The 18288-nt window shown below is 42.9% G+C and carries 18 protein-coding genes and 1 pseudogene; 15 read left to right on the top strand and 4 right to left on the bottom strand.

Annotated elements, in window-relative coordinates; translation table 11 throughout:
• The first annotated feature begins 18 nt into the window (after positions 1-18).
• The 6 genes from DXY02_RS12050 to DXY02_RS12025 all read left to right on the top strand — a co-directional run bounded on the left by DXY02_RS12050 (position 19) and on the right by DXY02_RS12025 (position 6059).
• A complete protein-coding gene (locus tag DXY02_RS12050; RefSeq protein ID WP_371640205.1) occupies positions 19-534 on the top strand; it encodes a tyrosine-type recombinase/integrase in 516 nt (171 codons plus the stop codon).
• Positions 535-591: 57 nt separating this feature from the next.
• Positions 592-843: a hypothetical protein gene (locus tag DXY02_RS12045; RefSeq protein ID WP_244594225.1), complete on the top strand. Its 252-nt coding sequence runs from the start codon at positions 592-594 to the stop codon at positions 841-843.
• Positions 844-1104: 261 nt separating this feature from the next.
• Positions 1105-2094, top strand: a complete 990-nt coding sequence (locus DXY02_RS12040; protein ID WP_114989553.1) for an iron ABC transporter permease — start codon at positions 1105-1107, stop codon at positions 2092-2094.
• Between the two features lie 2 nt (positions 2095-2096).
• The gene (locus DXY02_RS12035) at positions 2097-2876 is read left to right on the top strand and encodes an ABC transporter ATP-binding protein (RefSeq protein WP_114989552.1); all 780 of its coding nucleotides are present in this window, start codon (positions 2097-2099) and stop codon (positions 2874-2876) included.
• A 78-nt stretch (positions 2877-2954) separates the two neighbouring features.
• Complete coding sequence (locus DXY02_RS12030) at positions 2955-5153, top strand: TonB-dependent hemoglobin/transferrin/lactoferrin family receptor (protein ID WP_170951585.1); 2199 nt, start codon at positions 2955-2957, stop codon at positions 5151-5153.
• Positions 5154-5186: 33 nt separating this feature from the next.
• A complete protein-coding gene (locus tag DXY02_RS12025; protein ID WP_114989550.1) occupies positions 5187-6059 on the top strand; it encodes an ABC transporter substrate-binding protein in 873 nt (290 codons plus the stop codon).
• On the opposite strand, the gene DXY02_RS12020 is transcribed toward DXY02_RS12025, so the two are convergent.
• Positions 6046-6699, bottom strand: coding sequence for an energy transducer TonB (locus tag DXY02_RS12020; protein ID WP_114989549.1), 654 nt, complete (start codon positions 6697-6699; stop codon positions 6046-6048). The genes DXY02_RS12025 and DXY02_RS12020 overlap by 14 nt on opposite strands.
• A gap of 47 nt (positions 6700-6746) precedes the next feature.
• On the opposite strand from DXY02_RS12020, the gene DXY02_RS12015 reads away from it, so the two are divergent.
• From DXY02_RS12015 to DXY02_RS12000, 4 genes are all read left to right on the top strand, one after another.
• Positions 6747-7337: a MotA/TolQ/ExbB proton channel family protein gene (locus DXY02_RS12015; protein WP_114989548.1), complete on the top strand. Its 591-nt coding sequence runs from the start codon at positions 6747-6749 to the stop codon at positions 7335-7337.
• Positions 7334-7759, top strand: a complete 426-nt coding sequence (locus DXY02_RS12010) for a biopolymer transporter ExbD (RefSeq protein WP_114989547.1) — start codon at positions 7334-7336, stop codon at positions 7757-7759. Before DXY02_RS12015 ends, DXY02_RS12010 begins: the two co-directional genes overlap by 4 nt.
• A gap of 212 nt (positions 7760-7971) precedes the next feature.
• A complete protein-coding gene (locus tag DXY02_RS12005) occupies positions 7972-8352 on the top strand; it encodes a hypothetical protein (RefSeq protein ID WP_114989546.1) in 381 nt (126 codons plus the stop codon).
• A 78-nt stretch (positions 8353-8430) separates the two neighbouring features.
• Positions 8431-9030 carry a tyrosine-type recombinase/integrase gene (locus DXY02_RS12000; RefSeq protein ID WP_371640196.1) on the top strand — a complete coding sequence of 200 codons (600 nt, stop codon included), beginning with the start codon at positions 8431-8433 and terminating at the stop codon, positions 9028-9030.
• A 68-nt stretch (positions 9031-9098) separates the two neighbouring features.
• Here DXY02_RS12000 and DXY02_RS11995 read toward each other — a convergent pair whose 3' ends face one another.
• Positions 9099-11450: a Hint domain-containing protein gene (locus DXY02_RS11995; protein ID WP_114989545.1), complete on the bottom strand. Its 2352-nt coding sequence runs from the start codon at positions 11448-11450 to the stop codon at positions 9099-9101.
• Positions 11451-11675: 225 nt separating this feature from the next.
• On the opposite strand from DXY02_RS11995, the gene DXY02_RS12305 reads away from it, so the two are divergent.
• The 4 genes from DXY02_RS12305 to DXY02_RS11970 all read left to right on the top strand — a co-directional run bounded on the left by DXY02_RS12305 (position 11676) and on the right by DXY02_RS11970 (position 15206).
• Positions 11676-13085, top strand: coding sequence for a hypothetical protein (locus DXY02_RS12305; protein WP_137024540.1), 1410 nt, complete (start codon positions 11676-11678; stop codon positions 13083-13085).
• A 176-nt stretch (positions 13086-13261) separates the two neighbouring features.
• On the top strand, positions 13262-13726 hold the full coding sequence (locus DXY02_RS11980; protein WP_244594224.1) for a tyrosine-type recombinase/integrase: 465 nt from the start codon (positions 13262-13264) through the stop codon (positions 13724-13726).
• Positions 13727-13993: 267 nt separating this feature from the next.
• Positions 13994-14497, top strand: coding sequence for a photosystem I reaction center subunit XI (locus DXY02_RS11975; RefSeq protein WP_114989542.1), 504 nt, complete (start codon positions 13994-13996; stop codon positions 14495-14497).
• 352 nt (positions 14498-14849) lie between these two features.
• A complete protein-coding gene (locus tag DXY02_RS11970) occupies positions 14850-15206 on the top strand; it encodes a DUF2834 domain-containing protein (protein WP_114989541.1) in 357 nt (118 codons plus the stop codon).
• A gap of 311 nt (positions 15207-15517) precedes the next feature.
• Here the strand turns inward: DXY02_RS11970 and thiD are convergent, their stop codons facing one another.
• Positions 15518-16327, bottom strand: a complete 810-nt coding sequence (thiD, locus tag DXY02_RS11965) for a bifunctional hydroxymethylpyrimidine kinase/phosphomethylpyrimidine kinase (RefSeq protein ID WP_170951582.1) — start codon at positions 16325-16327, stop codon at positions 15518-15520.
• A 684-nt stretch (positions 16328-17011) separates the two neighbouring features.
• A pseudogene (locus tag DXY02_RS11960) lies at positions 17012-17467 on the bottom strand (DUF3750 domain-containing protein).
• Positions 17468-17849: 382 nt separating this feature from the next.
• On the opposite strand from DXY02_RS11960, the gene DXY02_RS11955 reads away from it, so the two are divergent.
• On the top strand, positions 17850-18206 hold the full coding sequence (locus DXY02_RS11955) for a hypothetical protein (protein ID WP_114989539.1): 357 nt from the start codon (positions 17850-17852) through the stop codon (positions 18204-18206).
• Positions 18207-18288 lie beyond the last annotated feature (82 nt).

The following is an 18288-nucleotide window of genomic DNA, read 5'->3' as shown; positions in this document are numbered from 1 at the left end:
CCCCTGACCGATGAACAGATGGTGCTGTTGATGGCGACGATCGCCAAGGCTGCTCATCACGATCGCAACGCCAAGCGCGACTACGCCTTGATTAAGGGGAGTTACCTGCTGGGTTGCAGAGTTTCTGAGATCGCAGTTATCAAATGGAAGGACATCGAAGTTCTCTCCGATGGCGGTCAAATTCACCTCTTTGGCAAAGGATCCAAAGCAAGGACTGTTCGAGTGTCCAGTGACACGCTCCAGCTTTTTCACGCGCTTGGCCGCGGCGAAGCTGACAGCTATGTATTTCCGAGCCCCCGCGGCAAGGGACATCTCACTCGACAAGCGATTGGAGATGTATGCCGAAAGTGGGGACGAGCCGCCGGTTTTCACGTTCACCCACACCAGCTGAGGCACAGCCATGCCACACATGCTGTGCAGAGGGGCGTGGACGTATTCACGCTTCAAGCCACACTCGGTCACTCATCGAGTGCAACTACGGGCCACTACGTGGCTGCTAACCCTCGGGACAGCAGCTCTCTGCGTCTTGGTTAGTGAATTGATCTCTTGACAGTGACGCTTTATTAGGGCTGTTATTTCAACCTTCTTCCGATGCTCAAGGCTCTTGGGTTGTTTTTGAAGTGGCTATTCCTCAAAAAGCCTGATCAGTCGAAGAGGCCAACGCTCAAAGAGCGTGCTCATCAGACAGTTCGTGCTGATCAAGAGTCCGAGATTCACAGAGGCCCAAAGGGTGGCTTGTATCGAATCGATACCAAGGGGAGAAAGGTTTATCTCAAGGCTTCCGAACAGCCCAAGCAAGGCAAGCCACGTCGAGCGAGACGGCGTCCTTCTAAAGCGGTTTAAGGAGACGAGCTGCCAGGTTCCACGTACATCCCAGCTGAGGTGAAGCCATGCTATGCACGCGGTGCAGAGGGGAGTGGATGTCTTCACTTTCCGGTCGACGCTCGCGTATATGTCGAGTGGAAGAAAATGATGTCGCTAGAAACTCTTGGAACAGTTCTTTTATTCGCTTAGAAAATGAATCAATTCGCCTCTGGAAGTGTAATCATTTTTACCTTCTATTGTTGGTCATTGGTATGATTGGGGAATGTATTAAAAGTCAATATGCTCATTTCTCGTTATATGTTACTGTTGGTTTTATTCTTCTGTACAATCCTAATATCTTTGTCTGTTGGCAGTACGAGATCAATAGGATTTTTTGAGATAATTGATTATCTTCATGGCTCGGGCAATGAAATAAATACATTAATTATTTGGAATTTGAGATTCCCTAGGCTTTTAGCATCTTTGCTGACTGGCTCTGCTCTAGGTCTATCTGGTGCTTTGCTCCAAAGTCTACTAAGAAATAGTCTCGCTGGACCATTTCTCTTGGGTATATCATCTGGTTCTGGACTAATGACTATTTTGGCAATTATACTTGGAATTTCAGCAGTATATATCCCATTTTTTGCCTGGATGGGAGGCATGATTGCCTCAATACTTGTTATTTTTGTGGCTAGTGTTGGGAGTAATAAATTAACGACACAGAAATTGATTTTGATTGGTGTTGCGTTAAGTAGCTTTCTTGGAGCAATACAGTCAATTCTCCTTTTAGGCACTGAAGATTCTAGAATACAAATCGCCCTACAATGGCTCATTGGAAGTCTTAACGCAGTCAATTGGGAAGTAATTAAGCCAGCAGGTTTAATGATATTAACATCAATTATTGCTTCAAAATTCATGTTAAAGAAATTAGATCTCTTGAATCTTGACGAGCCAACAGCTATTAACTTTGGACTAAACTTGAGCAGAAGTCGATTATTAGTGGGCATTGTTGCAACTTGCTTGTCCTCATGTGCTGTTAGCATTGGAGGATTAATAGGTTTTGTTGGCTTAATATCACCACATACAGCAAGATTGCTGATTGGGTCCAATCAGCCATCTAAAATTATTCCCGCATCCTCCATACTGGGCGCAATTTTTTTAAGTGTGGCTGACACGATCGCGCGCTCTTATACAGAAGAACTGCCTGTTGGTGCCATTACTGCATTAATAGGATCTCCGTTGTTTGTCTTTTTGCTTATACACCAAAGCAGAAAATCCGTGATTATTTAATAATGGAATTTATCATTGAGGCTGAAAATTTATTTTTCGATTTTAATAATAGAACGATTATTAATGCTGGCTCATTCAAAATTTCTCGAGCAAAAATTACTGCTGTAATCGGAAAAAATGGCTGTGGTAAATCTACTTTATTAAAACTTCTGGGTAAAATACTAGTCCCAAAGGCGGGCAATTTATATTTAGACAATAAGAGGCTTGACGAGTACTCTGCTTTTGAGATATCAGCCGCCATCTCTTATCTTGGTCAGAATAATAAAACAGCATTTGATATTACCGTTGGTGAGTTGATTGAAACAGGCGCTTGCGTAATATCAAAACCCAAGGATTGGAATTTGGATGCTTACTTATCACGTTATGATTTGAATATATTGAAATTTACTAAACTATCTGGACTTTCAGGAGGTCAGCGACAATTAGCGTTCCTAGCTCTGGCACTATTAAAGCAACCTCGATTGCTTCTTCTTGATGAGCCAACTAACCATCTAGATATAAAGAATCAAATAACATTACTTGAAAGCTTGATGACATTAAATCAGTCGCAAAATATGTCAATAGTAATTGCCCTGCACGATCTCAATCTGGCTATTAAGTACTCTGACTATGTAATTCATATTGATGATAATGGTGAATTTACTATAGGTCCGACCAACGATATTTTGACTATTGATAATATTAAAGCTTGGTATGGTGTTGATGTTGAGCTGCTGACATCTTCTGATGGAAAAGTTATAAATTTTCCAAGGTCTAGTAATTTGATGGACTTTCCCGTGTGATAAATGATTAATCTCGTGCATCCGCCATTGCACTTTTTTCGAAGATTATTATTCTGAATCAGATTTAAAGTTTCTATTTTGATTTACAAAGGTCTTTTTACGACTGGTCTTGCACTCACCTCTACCCTACTCTATACACCTGTAAGTTATGCTGGTGATCCTTCGAGTAATGATCTCTTAAAAATTACTGTCACTGGTGAAAGAAAAGAAAATCAAGTAATTGACTATGCAGGTTCTGTCGATGTTATAGACAAAAATGAACTGGAGTTAAATCCAACAAATAGTATCCGCAACCTTCTGAGAGATATCCCAGGCGTCACGACCAGAAATTCTGTACGAAAAGGAAGTAGAGGAACCCCTGGAACTACTGATGTCAATATTCGAGGCATGGAAGGGGATCGAAATCTGTTCATTATTGATAACGTTAGGTTGCCTGATAGATATGAATATGGCGGATACTATGATCTTGGCAGGGCAAATTATGTTGATTTTAGCTTTCTCAATTCTGTTGAGATTATCAAAGGACCCAGTTCTTCCTTGTGGGGCTCAGATGCATTAGGTGGGGTAATTTCCTACGAATCTCTTACACCATTTGATATTTTGGTTGATAATGAGAGCTTCGCTTTTGAGCCATCATTTACATTATCTAGTGAAAATGGTGGAAGGATAGGCACGCTTAAAGTAGCAAACAGGATCTCTGATAAATTATCAACGTTATTGATTTATACAAACGAATCCTCTGGAGAGACCAGGACAAAAGCAGATGACGGATATTTGAATGATGAAGATAATTCTGGTAATAATTACTTCGCGAATATTCAGTATGACTTAAATGACAGCTCTTCTTTCAACCTAATCTACGAAAGTATTGACAGAGTTTCCGAAGTGACTGATTCACCTAAAAATTTAGCCTTGCTGGCAGGAAGTTATTTCTCTGAGTATCAAAGTTTGGTTTCTGATACTGAAACTCAACGACAGCGCATGAGTCTTGAGTATAATTATCAAAATAACGACGAAGATTACAAGTTTATTGATTCTGCATCGATCATCGGTTCTTGGCAATACAGCCGTATTGATGACAACTTCGATCGTAGAGTAACTAGCGCTTTTTCTAGGCAAACATATGATGAGCAAAAAAAGTATTATCTCAAGCAGGATCAGTTGAGCTTGTCCTCTGAGTTCTATACACCTTTTGAGTTGGCAGGCATTTTTCATGACTCCACGTGGGGTATCGATTACTCACAAAATAAGGGTTCGAGGATAAGAACTACCAATAATCTGACCTACGGGACCCAAACTATTGAAAAAGATACTCCTGATACTACTATTCAAAGGTTAGGTATATTTTTCCAAGATTCTTTTTCATTCGGTGATTTTGATTTAGTTGCTGGCATTAGATTGGATGATTACAACCTTGATGCACACTCTGATGCTCTTTATGAAGCCTCTCAAGGTAGTTCAGAACTTGCAATGGATCAACATCACACAGCGTTCAGCCCAAAGCTATCTGTAAGCTATAACATAGATGACAATTCAAATATCTATGCTGCTTATTCACATGGTTTTAGACCTGGATCTTGGTTTGAGATCAATAGTTCTTTTGAAAATCCAAGAGGTAGATATACTACTCAATCTAATCCTGATCTGAAACCGGAAACAAGCAGAGGCGTCGAGTTAGGTTACAAGGGTTCTTATGATCAGATAGATATCTCACTTGCCGCATATTACAATAAGTACGATGATTTTATTGAGCAATTAAAAAATACAGGCGAAACTGATTATAGGGGCTTCACTATATACAAAACCGAAAATATTTCAGAAGCTGAAATTTTTGGTGTTGAGCTTAGTGCTCGATATTTTTTAAATCAGCAAAGAGATGGCTTTAATATTTCGAATGTAATGTCTTTCTCAGAAGGTAATGATACTACCAACGATATTCCGTTGACAACGGTAATCCCCTTTATGAATCGCACAGCATTGGAATATCGTCACCCAAGCCAACAATGGAGTTCATCGTTAGGAATGACATTTGTTGGAGAACAAAGAGTTGATTCTTCTTATGATGATTATGTGCCAAGTGCCTACGCTACCTTTGACTTCACAAGTGAGTGGCGTCCTACAGATAATGTTCTGTTGTCACTTGGTATTTATAATATTTTCGACAAGCGTTACTATAATTTTCAAGACTTGAAGGGTGTGTCTTCTTCGGATCTCGATTTGACAAGATATTCCCAACCCGAACGTAATATTCAAGCCTCCATTAAATTTAAATTCTAATCTCAAGTTGTAATCCTATCTTGCCCCTCTCTAATGAGGGGCTTTTTACTTATGAATTTACCAAATCGCACCTTTAGTCAAATCTGCTCTTTTCTTTCTTGCTTTTCGCTACTTCTTTGTGGGTCTATTCCCTCAAATGCTTCGCCAATAAAAAAGCGTATAGTTACACTCACAACCATGTCATCTGATGTGGTGAGTCTGATAACTTCCGATTCAATAGTCGGAGTGCCCGGATCATCTCTAATTAATGGCAATAGAGTTTACGATGATGTTGTTCGTATATCTCAAGGAAGGAATCAGCCAGACTTTGAAAAAATTATTTCTCTGAGACCTGATCTAGTAGTTGGATCATCTGGTTTCCATGACAATGTATTGAGTAAGTTATCTTCTTTGGGATTTGATACAATCACTTACCAGTTAAATAGCTTTGACCAGTTACAAGGACTAGTAGATGATATTGCTTCTAAAGTTGGAGTTGACTCAAAATCTGTCGATTCGTTAATTCCGTCTTGTAGATATACAAATTCTGAACAGGGCGAACCAGTTTTAATTTTAGCGAGCTTAAAACCCTTAATATCTCCAACTTCCAATAGTTGGAGTGGTTCTCTATTGAGGCATTTAGGCATACTCAATCTAACTAGTACTCTAAATGAATCAGGGAGATTCTCTGGTTATACTACCATTTCACCGGAGTGGATAATTACTGCTAAACCTCCAAAATTGATCTTAGTTGCTTTTCAGGATGGTGACTTTGCGAACCAATTTAAGGATTTGAATTTCTGGAAGAACGTTGAAGCTGTTAAGCAAGACAAGGTCTCAACGATGCCTTATTACGGACTTATTAATCCAGGCTCATTCGCAAGCATTAATGCTGCATGTAAAATACTTCGCTCTACCTCCTCTTAATTTTTAAATTATATTCAATATCTAATTTTTGCTCCAAGCCTGAGGGTACAAATTGTGAGTTAGTGGCTGCTAATTTGCAAGCCTTGTCTATGGATTTTATTCCGCTTGATTTTAATAATTTAGCATTGGTAACTTTCCCAAGTTTGTCGATTGTGACGTTAATAATTACTGTGCCTTTCTGGTTTTTCTTAAGTGCCCTGATTGGATATGTTGGCTTAATGCATTTAAGGCAAATAGCTCTTTTTTTTGATCCTTTTGCGTTTCTATCCGTGCTTGTTTCTTCCGATGAAGCTGAAGCAGTATTATTTTTGCCCTGCCTCATTTGTCTTGCTTTATCCTTGCCCAATCTCTCTTTGGAGTTTATTGTCGGGTTGATCGTTGTTTGTTTTGGCCTGACAGTGGTATTTGCATTTGTCTCGTTTAATTGATTTAAAGCGTTAGCAGACACAGCCTCTTTTTCTTGAAGTAAATTTTTCAATGGCTCATTTTTTTGCGCCCCGATCTTTTTGTATATTGATATTTGCAAATTGTTGAAGGCTCTATTATCCCCCAATGTGCTTTTTGAATTGTTGCTGGAGACAATAAAGCACAAAATGACCAAATGGATTGCAGTTGATATTGCTAAGTATTGTCTTTTCATCGCCAAGACTAAGACGGAGAATTAGTCAGTTTACTGGCCCTTGCTGCATGAGCTTGCTCATTGCTCCTCTCTTCATTTTATCAATAATTGGGCTTTCATGCTGCATTGAAAGATTTATGTTTTGGTCCAATATCAAGAAGTCTCATGGTAAATTGTTGACTCTTTTGTATGAAGGTAATTTCGCTATTGAATTGCTTGATCTTCGCAAAAGTTGGAAGAATGTGCCCCTTTATTTGCTTGCTTCTGAATTGTCTAGCATGCATAATGTTAAGCGCTCTATTAAGGGTGGATATTTAGATATCTTGTTGGAAGAAGTGATTTTGCCGATGCAGAAAAATAATGATCTTCTTCTTCTCGTAACTAATTTGGGGCCTTCTTTAGGTCTGCTTGGAACTATTGTTGGGCTTATGAGGTCCTTCAGTGGATTCTCTTTGGTTAGTGAGTTTGCAAAATCTGAGGTTGTTACTTCTGGAATATCTGATGCTTTGGTAACTACTGTTTATGGTTTATGCATCTCTATTGTAGGGAGTATTTGCTTGTCTTTTTTTAGGAGGTGGATGCTAGAAGAAGTCTTCATATTGGAAAAGTACGTATCCGACTTTTCGGCTTTTGTTGGCTGTGAGGCTTTGGCACAGTGATATCTCGAAAATTCAAACATAAGCATCATGATTCTCCCGCTTTGAATCTGCTGCCGCTCATTGATGTTTTATTCATTTTTTTGGCATATTTTCTGATTTCGCTCAATTTGTCAGTTCCTTACTTGTCGCTTAAGGTTGATCTTCCCGAAGTAAGCAATCGGAAAGGCTCCACAGTTATGGAGGCTCTTGATGTTCAGTTACTGTCAGGCGGTAATCTGCTAATTGATAATGTTGAGATTAGTCCTGATTTGGCGTTGTTACGTATTCAGCAATTTGACGGTAAGGGAGGTGTTCGTCTTTTTATAGACAGGCAGGTAGTGTTTCAAGAATTTATCTCTTTCTATTCTCGTGTCTCGGATCTTCCAGTGTCAGCTATTCCCATAAGTATTATGGTTTCTGAGAATATCTTGATGCGCCAATGAATTTCTTGCGCAAAATAGTCGAGCTTCCTATTTCTAAGATCTATTAATGAAATAGAGATTTTTCTTTTCTAAGCTTTGGTGCAGCAAAAAGAGTTGTCGTTATGCCCTTTGTCCTCGGATGTGGTTCCGCAATAGATGGCGCACGGTATCCAGATAAAGAACAGCGCAATGAAAAAGCCTATCACCAGTCATCCACTGCCCCCTAGGTAGCCATGACCCGCAAGAGAGTCACCGCCAGCGAGAAGAAACAACGCCATGAATGGGCGGTGCGGCAGATAGACGCCGGAATGGGTCTCAGCGAATTAACTGCCTTTACCGCCGAAACATGGGGGTGCAGCCGCAGAAACGCCGGTGATGTCGTTGCTGCAGCCCACAAAGACTGGTTGGATGCTTGCTACGGGTCTGAGGAGATCGACCAGCGCGACTTGCTTTTCCAGCAGGTTGGACGCTTAGATCGCATCGCCCGTAAGGCAGAAAATGCAGGCCAATTTTCTGCCGCCGTGGGCGCGATAACGGCTCTAAATCGAATGATGGCTTTGGGCGCTGACCAGAAGGGCTTCCGCGGCCATCCGACCCACTATTACCGACGCTGATCTGCGCACCGGTCGGTGTGCGGCTGACTGTCTCAATAGTCCTTATGGAGCCAAGCTGGAGGCATCCACTGATCGGTGATGCCAAGCGAGAAGCTCATCAAGATCTTGCGGTCCAAAACGGACCTCACGGACGAGCAGATCATTCCCCTGACCGATGAACAGATGGTGCTGTTGATGGCGACGATCGCCAAGGCTGCTCATCACGATCGCAACGCCAAGCGCGACTACGCCTTGATTAAGGGGAGTTACCTGCTGGGTTGCAGAGTTTCTGAGATCGCAGTTATCAAATGGAAGGACATCGAAGTTCTCTCCGATGGCGGTCAAATTCACCTCTTTGGCAAAGGATCCAAAGCAAGGACTGTTCGAGTGTCCAGTGACACGCTCCAGCTTTTTCACGCGCTTGGCCGCGGCGAAGCTGACAGCTATGTATTTCCGAGCCCCCGCGGCAAGGGACATCTCACTCGACAAGCGATTGGAGATGTATGCCGAAAGTGGGGACGAGCCGCCGGTTTTCACGTTCACCCACACCAGCTGAGGCACAGCCATGCCACACATGCTGTGCAGAGGGGCGTGGACGTATTCACGCTTCAAGCCACACTCGGTCACTCATCGAGTGCAACTACGGGCCACTACGTGGCTGCTAACCCTCGGGACAGCAGCTCTCTGCGTCTTGGTTAGTGCAATGAGCTAACGGCATAAATGTAGTCACGGCAAGAAAAAGCTCCCGGATATCACGTGGAAAATTGTCATTTGCAGGATGACGACATTCTTTGCCCCTCAGATTCTGATATTTTGTTATCAATCATGTCCATAGCACGCCTTGTGAGGTACTTGTAATCTTCTTTTACTTCGTAAACTGAGGCGTGTCTAGGTAAATCTAGTTTTTTTGTGCATCTGTCTGGATCTCCTGCAAAATCAGAGTGATTGCTGAAGTTTCTTCTATTAAAAAAGCAATAATATGATCCAGTCCAGCAGGCATTTGACATGACAAGCTCTTCTTGGCCGAGATCAATATGCCAGTAGCAAACTCCGTTTATAAGGATATTTGCGCTGACTCTAACAATATTGATTCCATTGACCAAGCATCCAGCAGCTATGAGTTTCCCATTTATATAGAGATAATGCCCTTCAGACACGTATAGCGCTTTCGTAGGAATATTTTCGCCTAAAGAGCCTGGCAGAAAGGCGATTGGGCAATCTCTCTTTTTTGATTTTAAATCATTTTGGCTGAAGTATTTTTTACCAATCCAAAGCACCTCTCTCACTCCGCGGTGAGTCATAACTCTATCCCCTTGTATAAGGTTTTGAACTAATTTCTGGGTGCCGTCTTCTAGGAGAATGTTCGTATTGGATGCAAAGCACGGCGCTTCTGCTGGTTGATTTAATGTCGTCGAAAGTAAGATTTTTGCAGTGTTAGATGTGTTTCCAGAGCTGTCTTTTATGACGTAATCAAAGCTATCTATCGATGACGTAGAAAGTGATTGGGAAGTATTAATGCTTTCACTATTACTAGATCCTGAGGCTATCAGGGCCGTCGTAAAAAGTTTGACACTGCTGCCTAGTCTTAAATTTGTTGGTGAAGAAGATCTTAGGCTTGCGCTAGATGTCTTTATGTAATAAGCAGTGCCATTTTGTTTAATGTAAAGTGTTCCGCTAGTTCCACTTATTTGCTTGTATTCATTAGATGAATCGTAAGTGGTGTGCTCTGAATCGTCTAGGTCTTCGAATAAAGTTCCACCTACTGAGTAAATCTCAAGAGAACTAGGCGAATCAATATTGTCAGAATCGTTGCTTAATATTGTCATGTCTCCTGCAATGTTACTGCCAGATAAAGTCTCAGAATTATCGTGGGCTACCGGAGCAACTTCGTCTATATCTCCGACATTTATGGTGATAGATTGACTCGATGTATTGCTATCAGAATCTGTTGCCGTAACTTGCACAATAAAATCATTATTCGAGTCGGCGTCGCCGGGAGATTCATAGTCTTGTGCCGAATTAAAAGATAATTCTCCAGTTGTGCTGTTAATTGAAAAAAGTGTTGAATCTGCTCCGCCAGAAACAGACCAACTAACAGATTCGTTTGCTCCGAGAGTACCTATCTCAGTTGTATTTTCATTTATAGTTATCGAAGAAGAGGCATCGCCAGGATTCCCAGAAAATCCTTGAATAGAGGGTGCTGCTGCAGGATCAACAAATTCCCCTTGAAATTTAGTTCCATCTCCTACGGCAAAGTAGCTGAACTCTTCATATTTGTGCCAAGTCTCATTGTCTCTAGAACGATCCTCTTGGATATATACATCGAATTGGTCACTAGATAATGAAGATAAGCGTGTTTTGGAAGGATCCCCACCATTTCTGGACGAATTTTGTGTGATTAAGACAGGACTTTGCTGATAACTTGTAGTTAAAAATGAGAATGTCTCGCCGGTATGATCTATTTTTTCTGATGAGGAATCAAGGATTCTTCCTTCAAGAAGGCTGTTACCGTCAGTTGTCGAAAATCCATCATCAAAGGCAAGATATGCCAATGATTCGATTTTGTGAGATTTGTCACCATGTTTATTGTAGTATTCATCCTCTTGATGTGCAATACTAAAACCGTTTTCATTAATATTTTTTTGTCTCAGTGTAATCCATTGATCGCCAATGTATGTTTGAACCTGGGATATAACCCCAGGCTTATTGCTGAAGGAGGAGTTAAAGACGACAGACTGAAATTTATTGTTTTTCAGATGTTTCCTGTCAAAAACTCCTACTTCCAATCTTGAGCCATCGACTAAATCCCAAGTACCAGATGAAATAGCAAGGTATGAAACTGTTTCATTGGGGTGAGTAGTTGAATAGCCATATGGCCTTTGAATTTTTATATCAAACGACGCTGGCGTAGCCCCTGAGCCCTTGGAGATATTTTGTAGCCTAATCTCTACAGGTGCAAGTATATTTCTTGCACGGTTACTACTTGGATCACCATCATTAAAGCTGTTTACTTCAGCAAAAATCGCTATGTCTCTGGTATATGCTTTCGAAAGCGTGATTGATGTCCAATCGCTATTTACGGTGTATTGGCCATACTCTGCGAAATCTTCGAAAGCCATTTCGAGACTGAACAGATACCTTGGCAAGATACTGGACTAGTCAGCAATGACAAGCCCATTTGAGCATCATGCTCACGAATCAGCATCAAAGGCTTCCTGCTGTCTATTCGTGATTCTCAGGTATACTTGTGATGCATTCAGTGTTTCGAGATAATATGCCAAATGAAAAGCATTGACTCTCAGTATCTAATAGACCCAAGGTTTACATCGGTTACTGATCAGGCCTTGAGCGAAGATCAAGTAATAGACATTTACCTACATAATTCCAAGGGACCAACTTCTGTCTCCGGCGGTCCGTATGGATCGCAAATTATTGATGCGTTGGCTTGGAATGATGACGATATTGACTTTGTACAATCTTTGATTGATGACCTCGACCATCGCTTGGGCATTGATTTTGCCTTAACCTCCGACAGTTCGAGCTCAGATATCAATATTTATATTGATAAGGAAATTGATTTGGGTGGTGATGGGCAAACTCTCGGCCTAGCGGTTACCAATTTCTCAGATGAGACAGGTTATTTTTGGGAAATATTCTTGGACAGAGATGATTTTGGAAATCAAAGATATTTTCGCTATGGTCTCATCCACGAAATAGCCCATTCTCTTGGCATGGAGCATCCATTCTCGGCTGACGACGGAGATTTATATGGTGATAATAATGATGCTTGGACTAGCACTTATCCAGAGGAAACAATAATGTCTTATCGTTCGCCTCTTGGTGGCATATGGCCTAATAGTCTAACTGATAATGACTGGCAGGCACTTGAAAGTCATTGGGGGCAGCAGAATGACTGGTCCTCTGGCAATCCTGCGCCAAAAAAATTAAATTATTGGTCAATTTCAAGTGTAGACTATATTGCTGATTCGTGGATCAGAACAGGCTTGAATGAAGTCTCCGGCAAATTTGATCCGATGGCAAGCGAACTAACTATTCACACTAAAAGTAATACTTGGGCCCATGAGGTTTCAGTGAACCGCGTCAATAAGATGAGCCACGAAGCGACTGAAAATTTTCTTCAGGCAAAGCAACTTTCTTTCAACTCTTTTAGTCTTCCTTCGTCTCAAGATATTTCGATTGATACATCAATTCTTGTAGGTAATGAGCATGCAAATACTCTTCGTGGCCTTGCTGGTTGGGATATTTTAGAGAGCGGAGGTGGTGCTGATTTAATTCATGGTGGTAATGGAAGAGACATTATTGATGGTGGAGCTGGTTCAGACGAACTACATGGTGATTTTGGCTGGAACACTTTCAAGGATCAGCAGGATGGCTCAAAGGATCTCATAGCTATTAAGTCCGATCAGCACTTGCGTAATTGGTGGTATGGAAAGGCTGGTAACAGCCCTAACGGGGAGAAGGCTGACTTTATTGAAGGCCTAGACGCCACTGATGAGATCAAGATCATTGGTGTCTTCACTCCTGACATCTCAGTGGTCGATAACGTCACAGCACGCGGCGTCACCGGCATTGGAATCTATGCCAAAGGTACCCTTGAGGCGGTCTATACCGGAGGCAACCTGAGTACCAGTCAGATTCAAGCCATGACGACTGGAGATGGGTCAACTACGGCAATGAATAACCAGATGTGGAGCTACTGGGGCGATAACACTGTTCCCCCTTTACAGGCTTGAGTTATTGGTAAATTAGTAATAAGTATTTTGGGCTTGGTTGATAGTGGCAAATGTCCTTGATGGCATATGTCCCGACACGCCGCTGTTGGACTTCATCGGCCAAGAAAATCATTGGCCCCGGTCAGCGTCGCGAAAGGAGTGGTTACGGATCACTCGTGAGCTGGTCGCCAGCACCATTGCCGACATGGACTTGGACCCTGCCGCCTTGGCTGAAGTCGAGGAGGTGTTCATCGGAGCTGTGCCGTTTGCGGTGGGAAGACATCGAACCGCTGGATGAGTGCGGCAACGTTCGCCTGCTGGGTAAGGGGAGCAAGCACCGCACCATTCGCGTCAGCACCGACACGCTGAAGCTGTTCGAGTCCCTTGGCCGCGGCGAGCGTGGCGACTGGCTTTTCCTAAGTAATAAAAGGAATGGTCCATTGACCCGTCAGGCGGTGGACGCTCGCATGGCGATGTGGGGACGGGAGGCAAATGTCCGGCTCCACCCGCACCGTTGCCGTCACACCCATCCCACTCATGCGATTCGCCGGGGGGTGGATGTTTTCACCCTTTCAGCGACGCTCGGTCACAGCTCGACGGGAACCACATCTCACTACGTTCTTGCTGAGCCTGGTGAGAGTTCATCTCTCAAATTGGGTTGATGCCCTTTTTGACGTAATACCGATTGCGACTGATGAATTCATTCATTGTATGATCAAACGAGGAGATTTAATCAGGTAAGTAGCTAGATTTTACATGCTGATAAAACAAAAATTCGCAAGAGTTTTATAGGTTTAATCGCTCATAGGGATCCTGGCCTGCGTAGCAAATGAAGTGCTATGTATTGATAAAAATGTTGTGCACTTGTGCTGTTTGTAAAGGAGCCAATGCCTTTAGAGTGCACGATAGAAGAACTAACTAGCTAAATAATGGCAGATAACAAAGAACTGCTCTCTATGGTGAAGCCCTTTGGTGATCCTTGCGCAGGTGATTTGATAACGCCAGTTAACAGTAATATTGCGATCAAGGCGATTGTCAATTCTCTCCCTATTTACCGAAAAGGGCTTTCTATTAAGTCACGTGGTATCCAGCTTGGCGCAGCATTTGGTTTTGTCTTATATGGCCCATTTACGATACTTGGGCCAATGCGTAATTCTGAATATTCAGAAATAATCGGACTCTTTTCAACTGTTGGTAGTATAACTATTCTTGCTACGCTTTTTTATCTATATGGCCAGGCTGGAGGTAGCTTTTATAAGCCGCCATCTAATCCTACTATTTCTGATCTGCCAGAACATTTATTTAGTCATGGAAGCTGGTCTGAATTTCAAAATTATTTCTGGTTAGGTGGACTATTGGGGAGTGTCGTTGCTTGGTTTACTTATACAAATGAATTGGTATCCCAGTTAAGCCGAATAAGCTTCGGCACTTAAGTAGTTTTTCATAGTTATTTCTTGTTCTTAATCTTCATCATTGGGGTTGTTCTGATGATAGAAGGTGGAGCTTGGAATTCCTGTAATAGTGCTTCTTTTGATTTTCTATTTGGTGTAATGGTATTTAAAACATGCCTGCTGGGAGTAAGGGTCAATAACTTTTTAGTGTCGACTTCTTTGGAGGCATCGTTAGATTGAATTGTATTTGTGTTGGCACCATGAAAAAATTGTTTCTACAAAATCTTATGGGTTGTGATACGGGTGGCAGCGTACATTTGCAACAAGCAAAACGCTTATACGAAACTGATATAGGCCATCAACAATGGGAGAATTTATGAAATAATTTTGAGTTATGCAAAAGCTGCGCCTTGGCCTTTACGGAGCACTTACAGCCGCAGGAATCGGCTGGCCTTGGTATTGCATTTATAAATTCGTAAAAGAAACAGAGGCATTAGGGCTCACCGATCCAGTTGAAATCGTCAACCTTTTCTCAGCTGGAGTCTGGGCCAATGCATCCGCCGGTTTCATCGCAGCTGATCTGACACTTGTACTAATTGCGTCTTTTATCTTTTATGCAGCCGAAGGTATGCGCGTTGGCATGAAACGTTGGTACCTCTACATTCCCTTCACCTTCGCAATTTCTTTTGCCTTCTCATTTGGCCTGTTTATGTTTAATCGGGAAAGACTGATACTTAATAAATTAGATTGATTTAATGCCTTCAATATTTATGTTGATGCATACTCTCATGGTTTCAACGATGTTCCATATTTTTGATTTCAACACTTGTGCCTCTCGCAGTTGTAAACGCTAATCGACGATTGGCTACATCCTCAGCATCTTTGCCGTACTGCGTGAAGCCCAGCTGCAGCGTCTTGAGGCTTTTTGGGCTTCACAGTCAGCAGCCAAGCTTCTGACTCAGGTCGTGGCATTCAAAGACAAGGATTGGATGAATCATTTCGGCGAGAGTGATTTGTCTTTCATTAATGCATTGGGGCTGAAAGTTGCAAATTGGGAACAGGTCAATAAGCTGCCCATTTGAAGCTATGACCAACAGATCCGGGACCATACCCAAAGATAACTGGTTGTAGTAGCGCTTGGTCTAAGTAAATCTTTGCCTTAATCACTGATTCTGCCAATGGGATCCCGAGTACAAGAGCCGCCGTTATTGCGGAACTGAGGGTGCATCCAGTCCCGTGAGTGTGAGGCGTTGCAATGACCGGTTGCGATCGCCAGACGCCAGGATTTTCACGAGTACAGAAAAAATCCTGACCTACCAGTTCAGATAATCCTCCACCTTTAATCAACACAGCATTAGGGCCTTGTTCCAGTAAGTACTGAGCCGCATTCTCTACATCGACTTTGTCGTTAATCTCGCGTTTTGTAAGGAGAGCAGCCTCATGAAGATTGGGCGTTAATAACGTAGTAAGCGGGAACAGAAGCTCCTTATACTTTTTGACAGCATCCTTGTGTATCAGCCTTGATCCTGCTCGAGACACCATTACAGGATCGACCACTATGGATCCATCAAATAATCGCAATTCTTCAGCAACAGTCTCGATGGTACTTGATGAATACAACATTCCAGTCTTTACGGCAGGAATAACAAGGTCCGAAAAAACCGCCTTAATTTGCTGACTTACCGAGTTAGAACTAAGAGGTTCGACATGCGTAACACCAAGACTGTTCTGGGCCGTCACACACGTGACCACAGAAGAACCATGGATAGCAAAATGCTGGAAGGTTTTTAGGTCCGCCTGGATACCAGCACCACCAGCGGAATCACTCCCTCCTATTGTCAGCGCAGAAACGCATCGCCCTGAATTATCCAACACCAATCAACCCACGGCGAGTGTTCGATCACTCTACATTTTAAGAGAATCATGGCTGCATCCTATGCAGGCTTGCAATGATTAAGTACAGCTTCGTTACATCCATAATCAATTAATAATTTTAGGATTGCTCATTGGCTGCATTTGATTTTTATATTAGTTCCATTTGGCACCAGCTGAAGTAATAATTTTTAGTCAATCTAATGAATTTTGGAAGCATTATTTCTTTAGTAATTTTGATTGTTAGTCCAAACTAGACATCACAATCAGAGAATTAGCAGCCTACAGCTCATGACACAAAAAGTAAATGATTGGAGTGCTCAGCTACAGGAGATTGGCTTTCAGAAGGTCACAAAAGTTGATGGCGCGATAACCCACCACTACCAAGCCGCTGACAGACGTAGTTCTTTCTGGACTCAAATAACAGTGAGGCAAGTTGGAAGACCCAATCCAGACTCATGGCAAGTAACGTTTGCGAGAATTGAGAACCAAGTGGGCTTCCTAAAGATCCATAATCTTGTCAAGATGACAGATGTAGTTGTCTATACGAGCTGCAGTACAATGCTGACTAAAATAAATAAAGAATTAGCGCGCATGCCAGGCTTCCTGCAAAAAATAAGCAACTAAGAATATGCAAGAAATTTGCCGTAAACCAACTTGCGACTGATGCGGATGAACGTGTCGTCAGAACTGCTGCTTTCGGTTTGTATTGGCTTGATATTTTTCTGGTATTGGATAGTTTCTGCCTATTGCTCTTGAGCGGAGAATTGCTTTGCCTTGGACGATCCATTGGGCGAATGTATTGCTGTTCGGGCCAGGCCAGTATCTGTACTTATTGATGAATGTATAGGTTTATGGAGAGGATTCAACTTTCTTGATTATCAAGACAGCCTCTTTATCTATCCATTTTTGAATTAATTGTGATGGCCCGTTGCCAACGCCTTGGTAGGGATCTAGAAGATTCTTATGAAGGTGGCCCCAGCTTGAATCGTTGCAGTTGGCATGTTGCCATGTCTCCCATCTATCACATTTCTGAAGCTTGTTGTCCTCACCGGCATGAAGCACCAGTAGCCAATAGTGGTCGGCAAAGATTCCTGGAAAGCTGGGGATCTTTGCGTCGCGAAGCTCGACTCTGCCCAAGCTTGCCTCCTTATGCGTTTGTTCTTTTGCGAAGGCTAATTGCTTAAAGAGCGGTTGTCAGTTGCCTTCAGTTGCTCTTAATTAAGAAGAGGCGATAAAAAGGAGGACGGTTATTCACCAGTCCCCCTCTTATTGATTGCTAGGGCACCCCTCGCACTTATATTTTAGTACGGATTGTTGTTTCTTTTTGGGTTTTTGCTTGGGGAATTATCCCCTCATGAATGATCTCGCCCGAACTCCGGATCGTCGCAAGTTTTCTTGCGTCAACTCATCGGCGATACCCGGACGCGTTGCCCGACGTGTTGCCGTGTTTCGCCGGGATCGTGCTCATCACCCACCGCGAACTGATCGCCCACCTGCTGAATACGGAACCTGACTGGTCATGGCAAAAGCCAACGCCGAAGCCACTGCCGAGCGAGTCGATCACCTCCAGGGAATGATCCTGGCGGGTGAGCCCAACACCGCTTGTCTCCAATATGCGAGACAGGCATGGGGGGTCTCCAGAGCGCAGGGCTACAAGCTCATCAAGCGGGCATGGCGTCAGGTCCATGACGACATCGAAGGCACAGACCTCGACCGGCAAGAGATGTTGGCCTTGTGCGTTCAGACCTTGCTGGAGACCGCCGGCCAGGCCAAGAACCCAAGAGCGGTGGTGGCTGCCATCCGCCAGCTCGACTGGATGTGCGGGCTGGGGATCAATTCATCAGCCGGGCCCAGAGTCCACAGACGTTCGTTCTGAACCTTTAGCTTCTCGCTCCGCAGAGCTGCGGATTTCTAAGGCGTGACACCCGAAGAAAAAAGACGGATGAGGCGGGCGTGAA

This window comes from Synechococcus sp. N19 (assembly GCF_900474045.1).
Taxonomy (GTDB): Bacteria; Cyanobacteriota; Cyanobacteriia; order PCC-6307; family Cyanobiaceae; genus Parasynechococcus.
The sequence above is the reverse complement of the archived record's forward strand: the minus strand, read 5'-3'. Positions and strand labels throughout refer to the sequence as shown.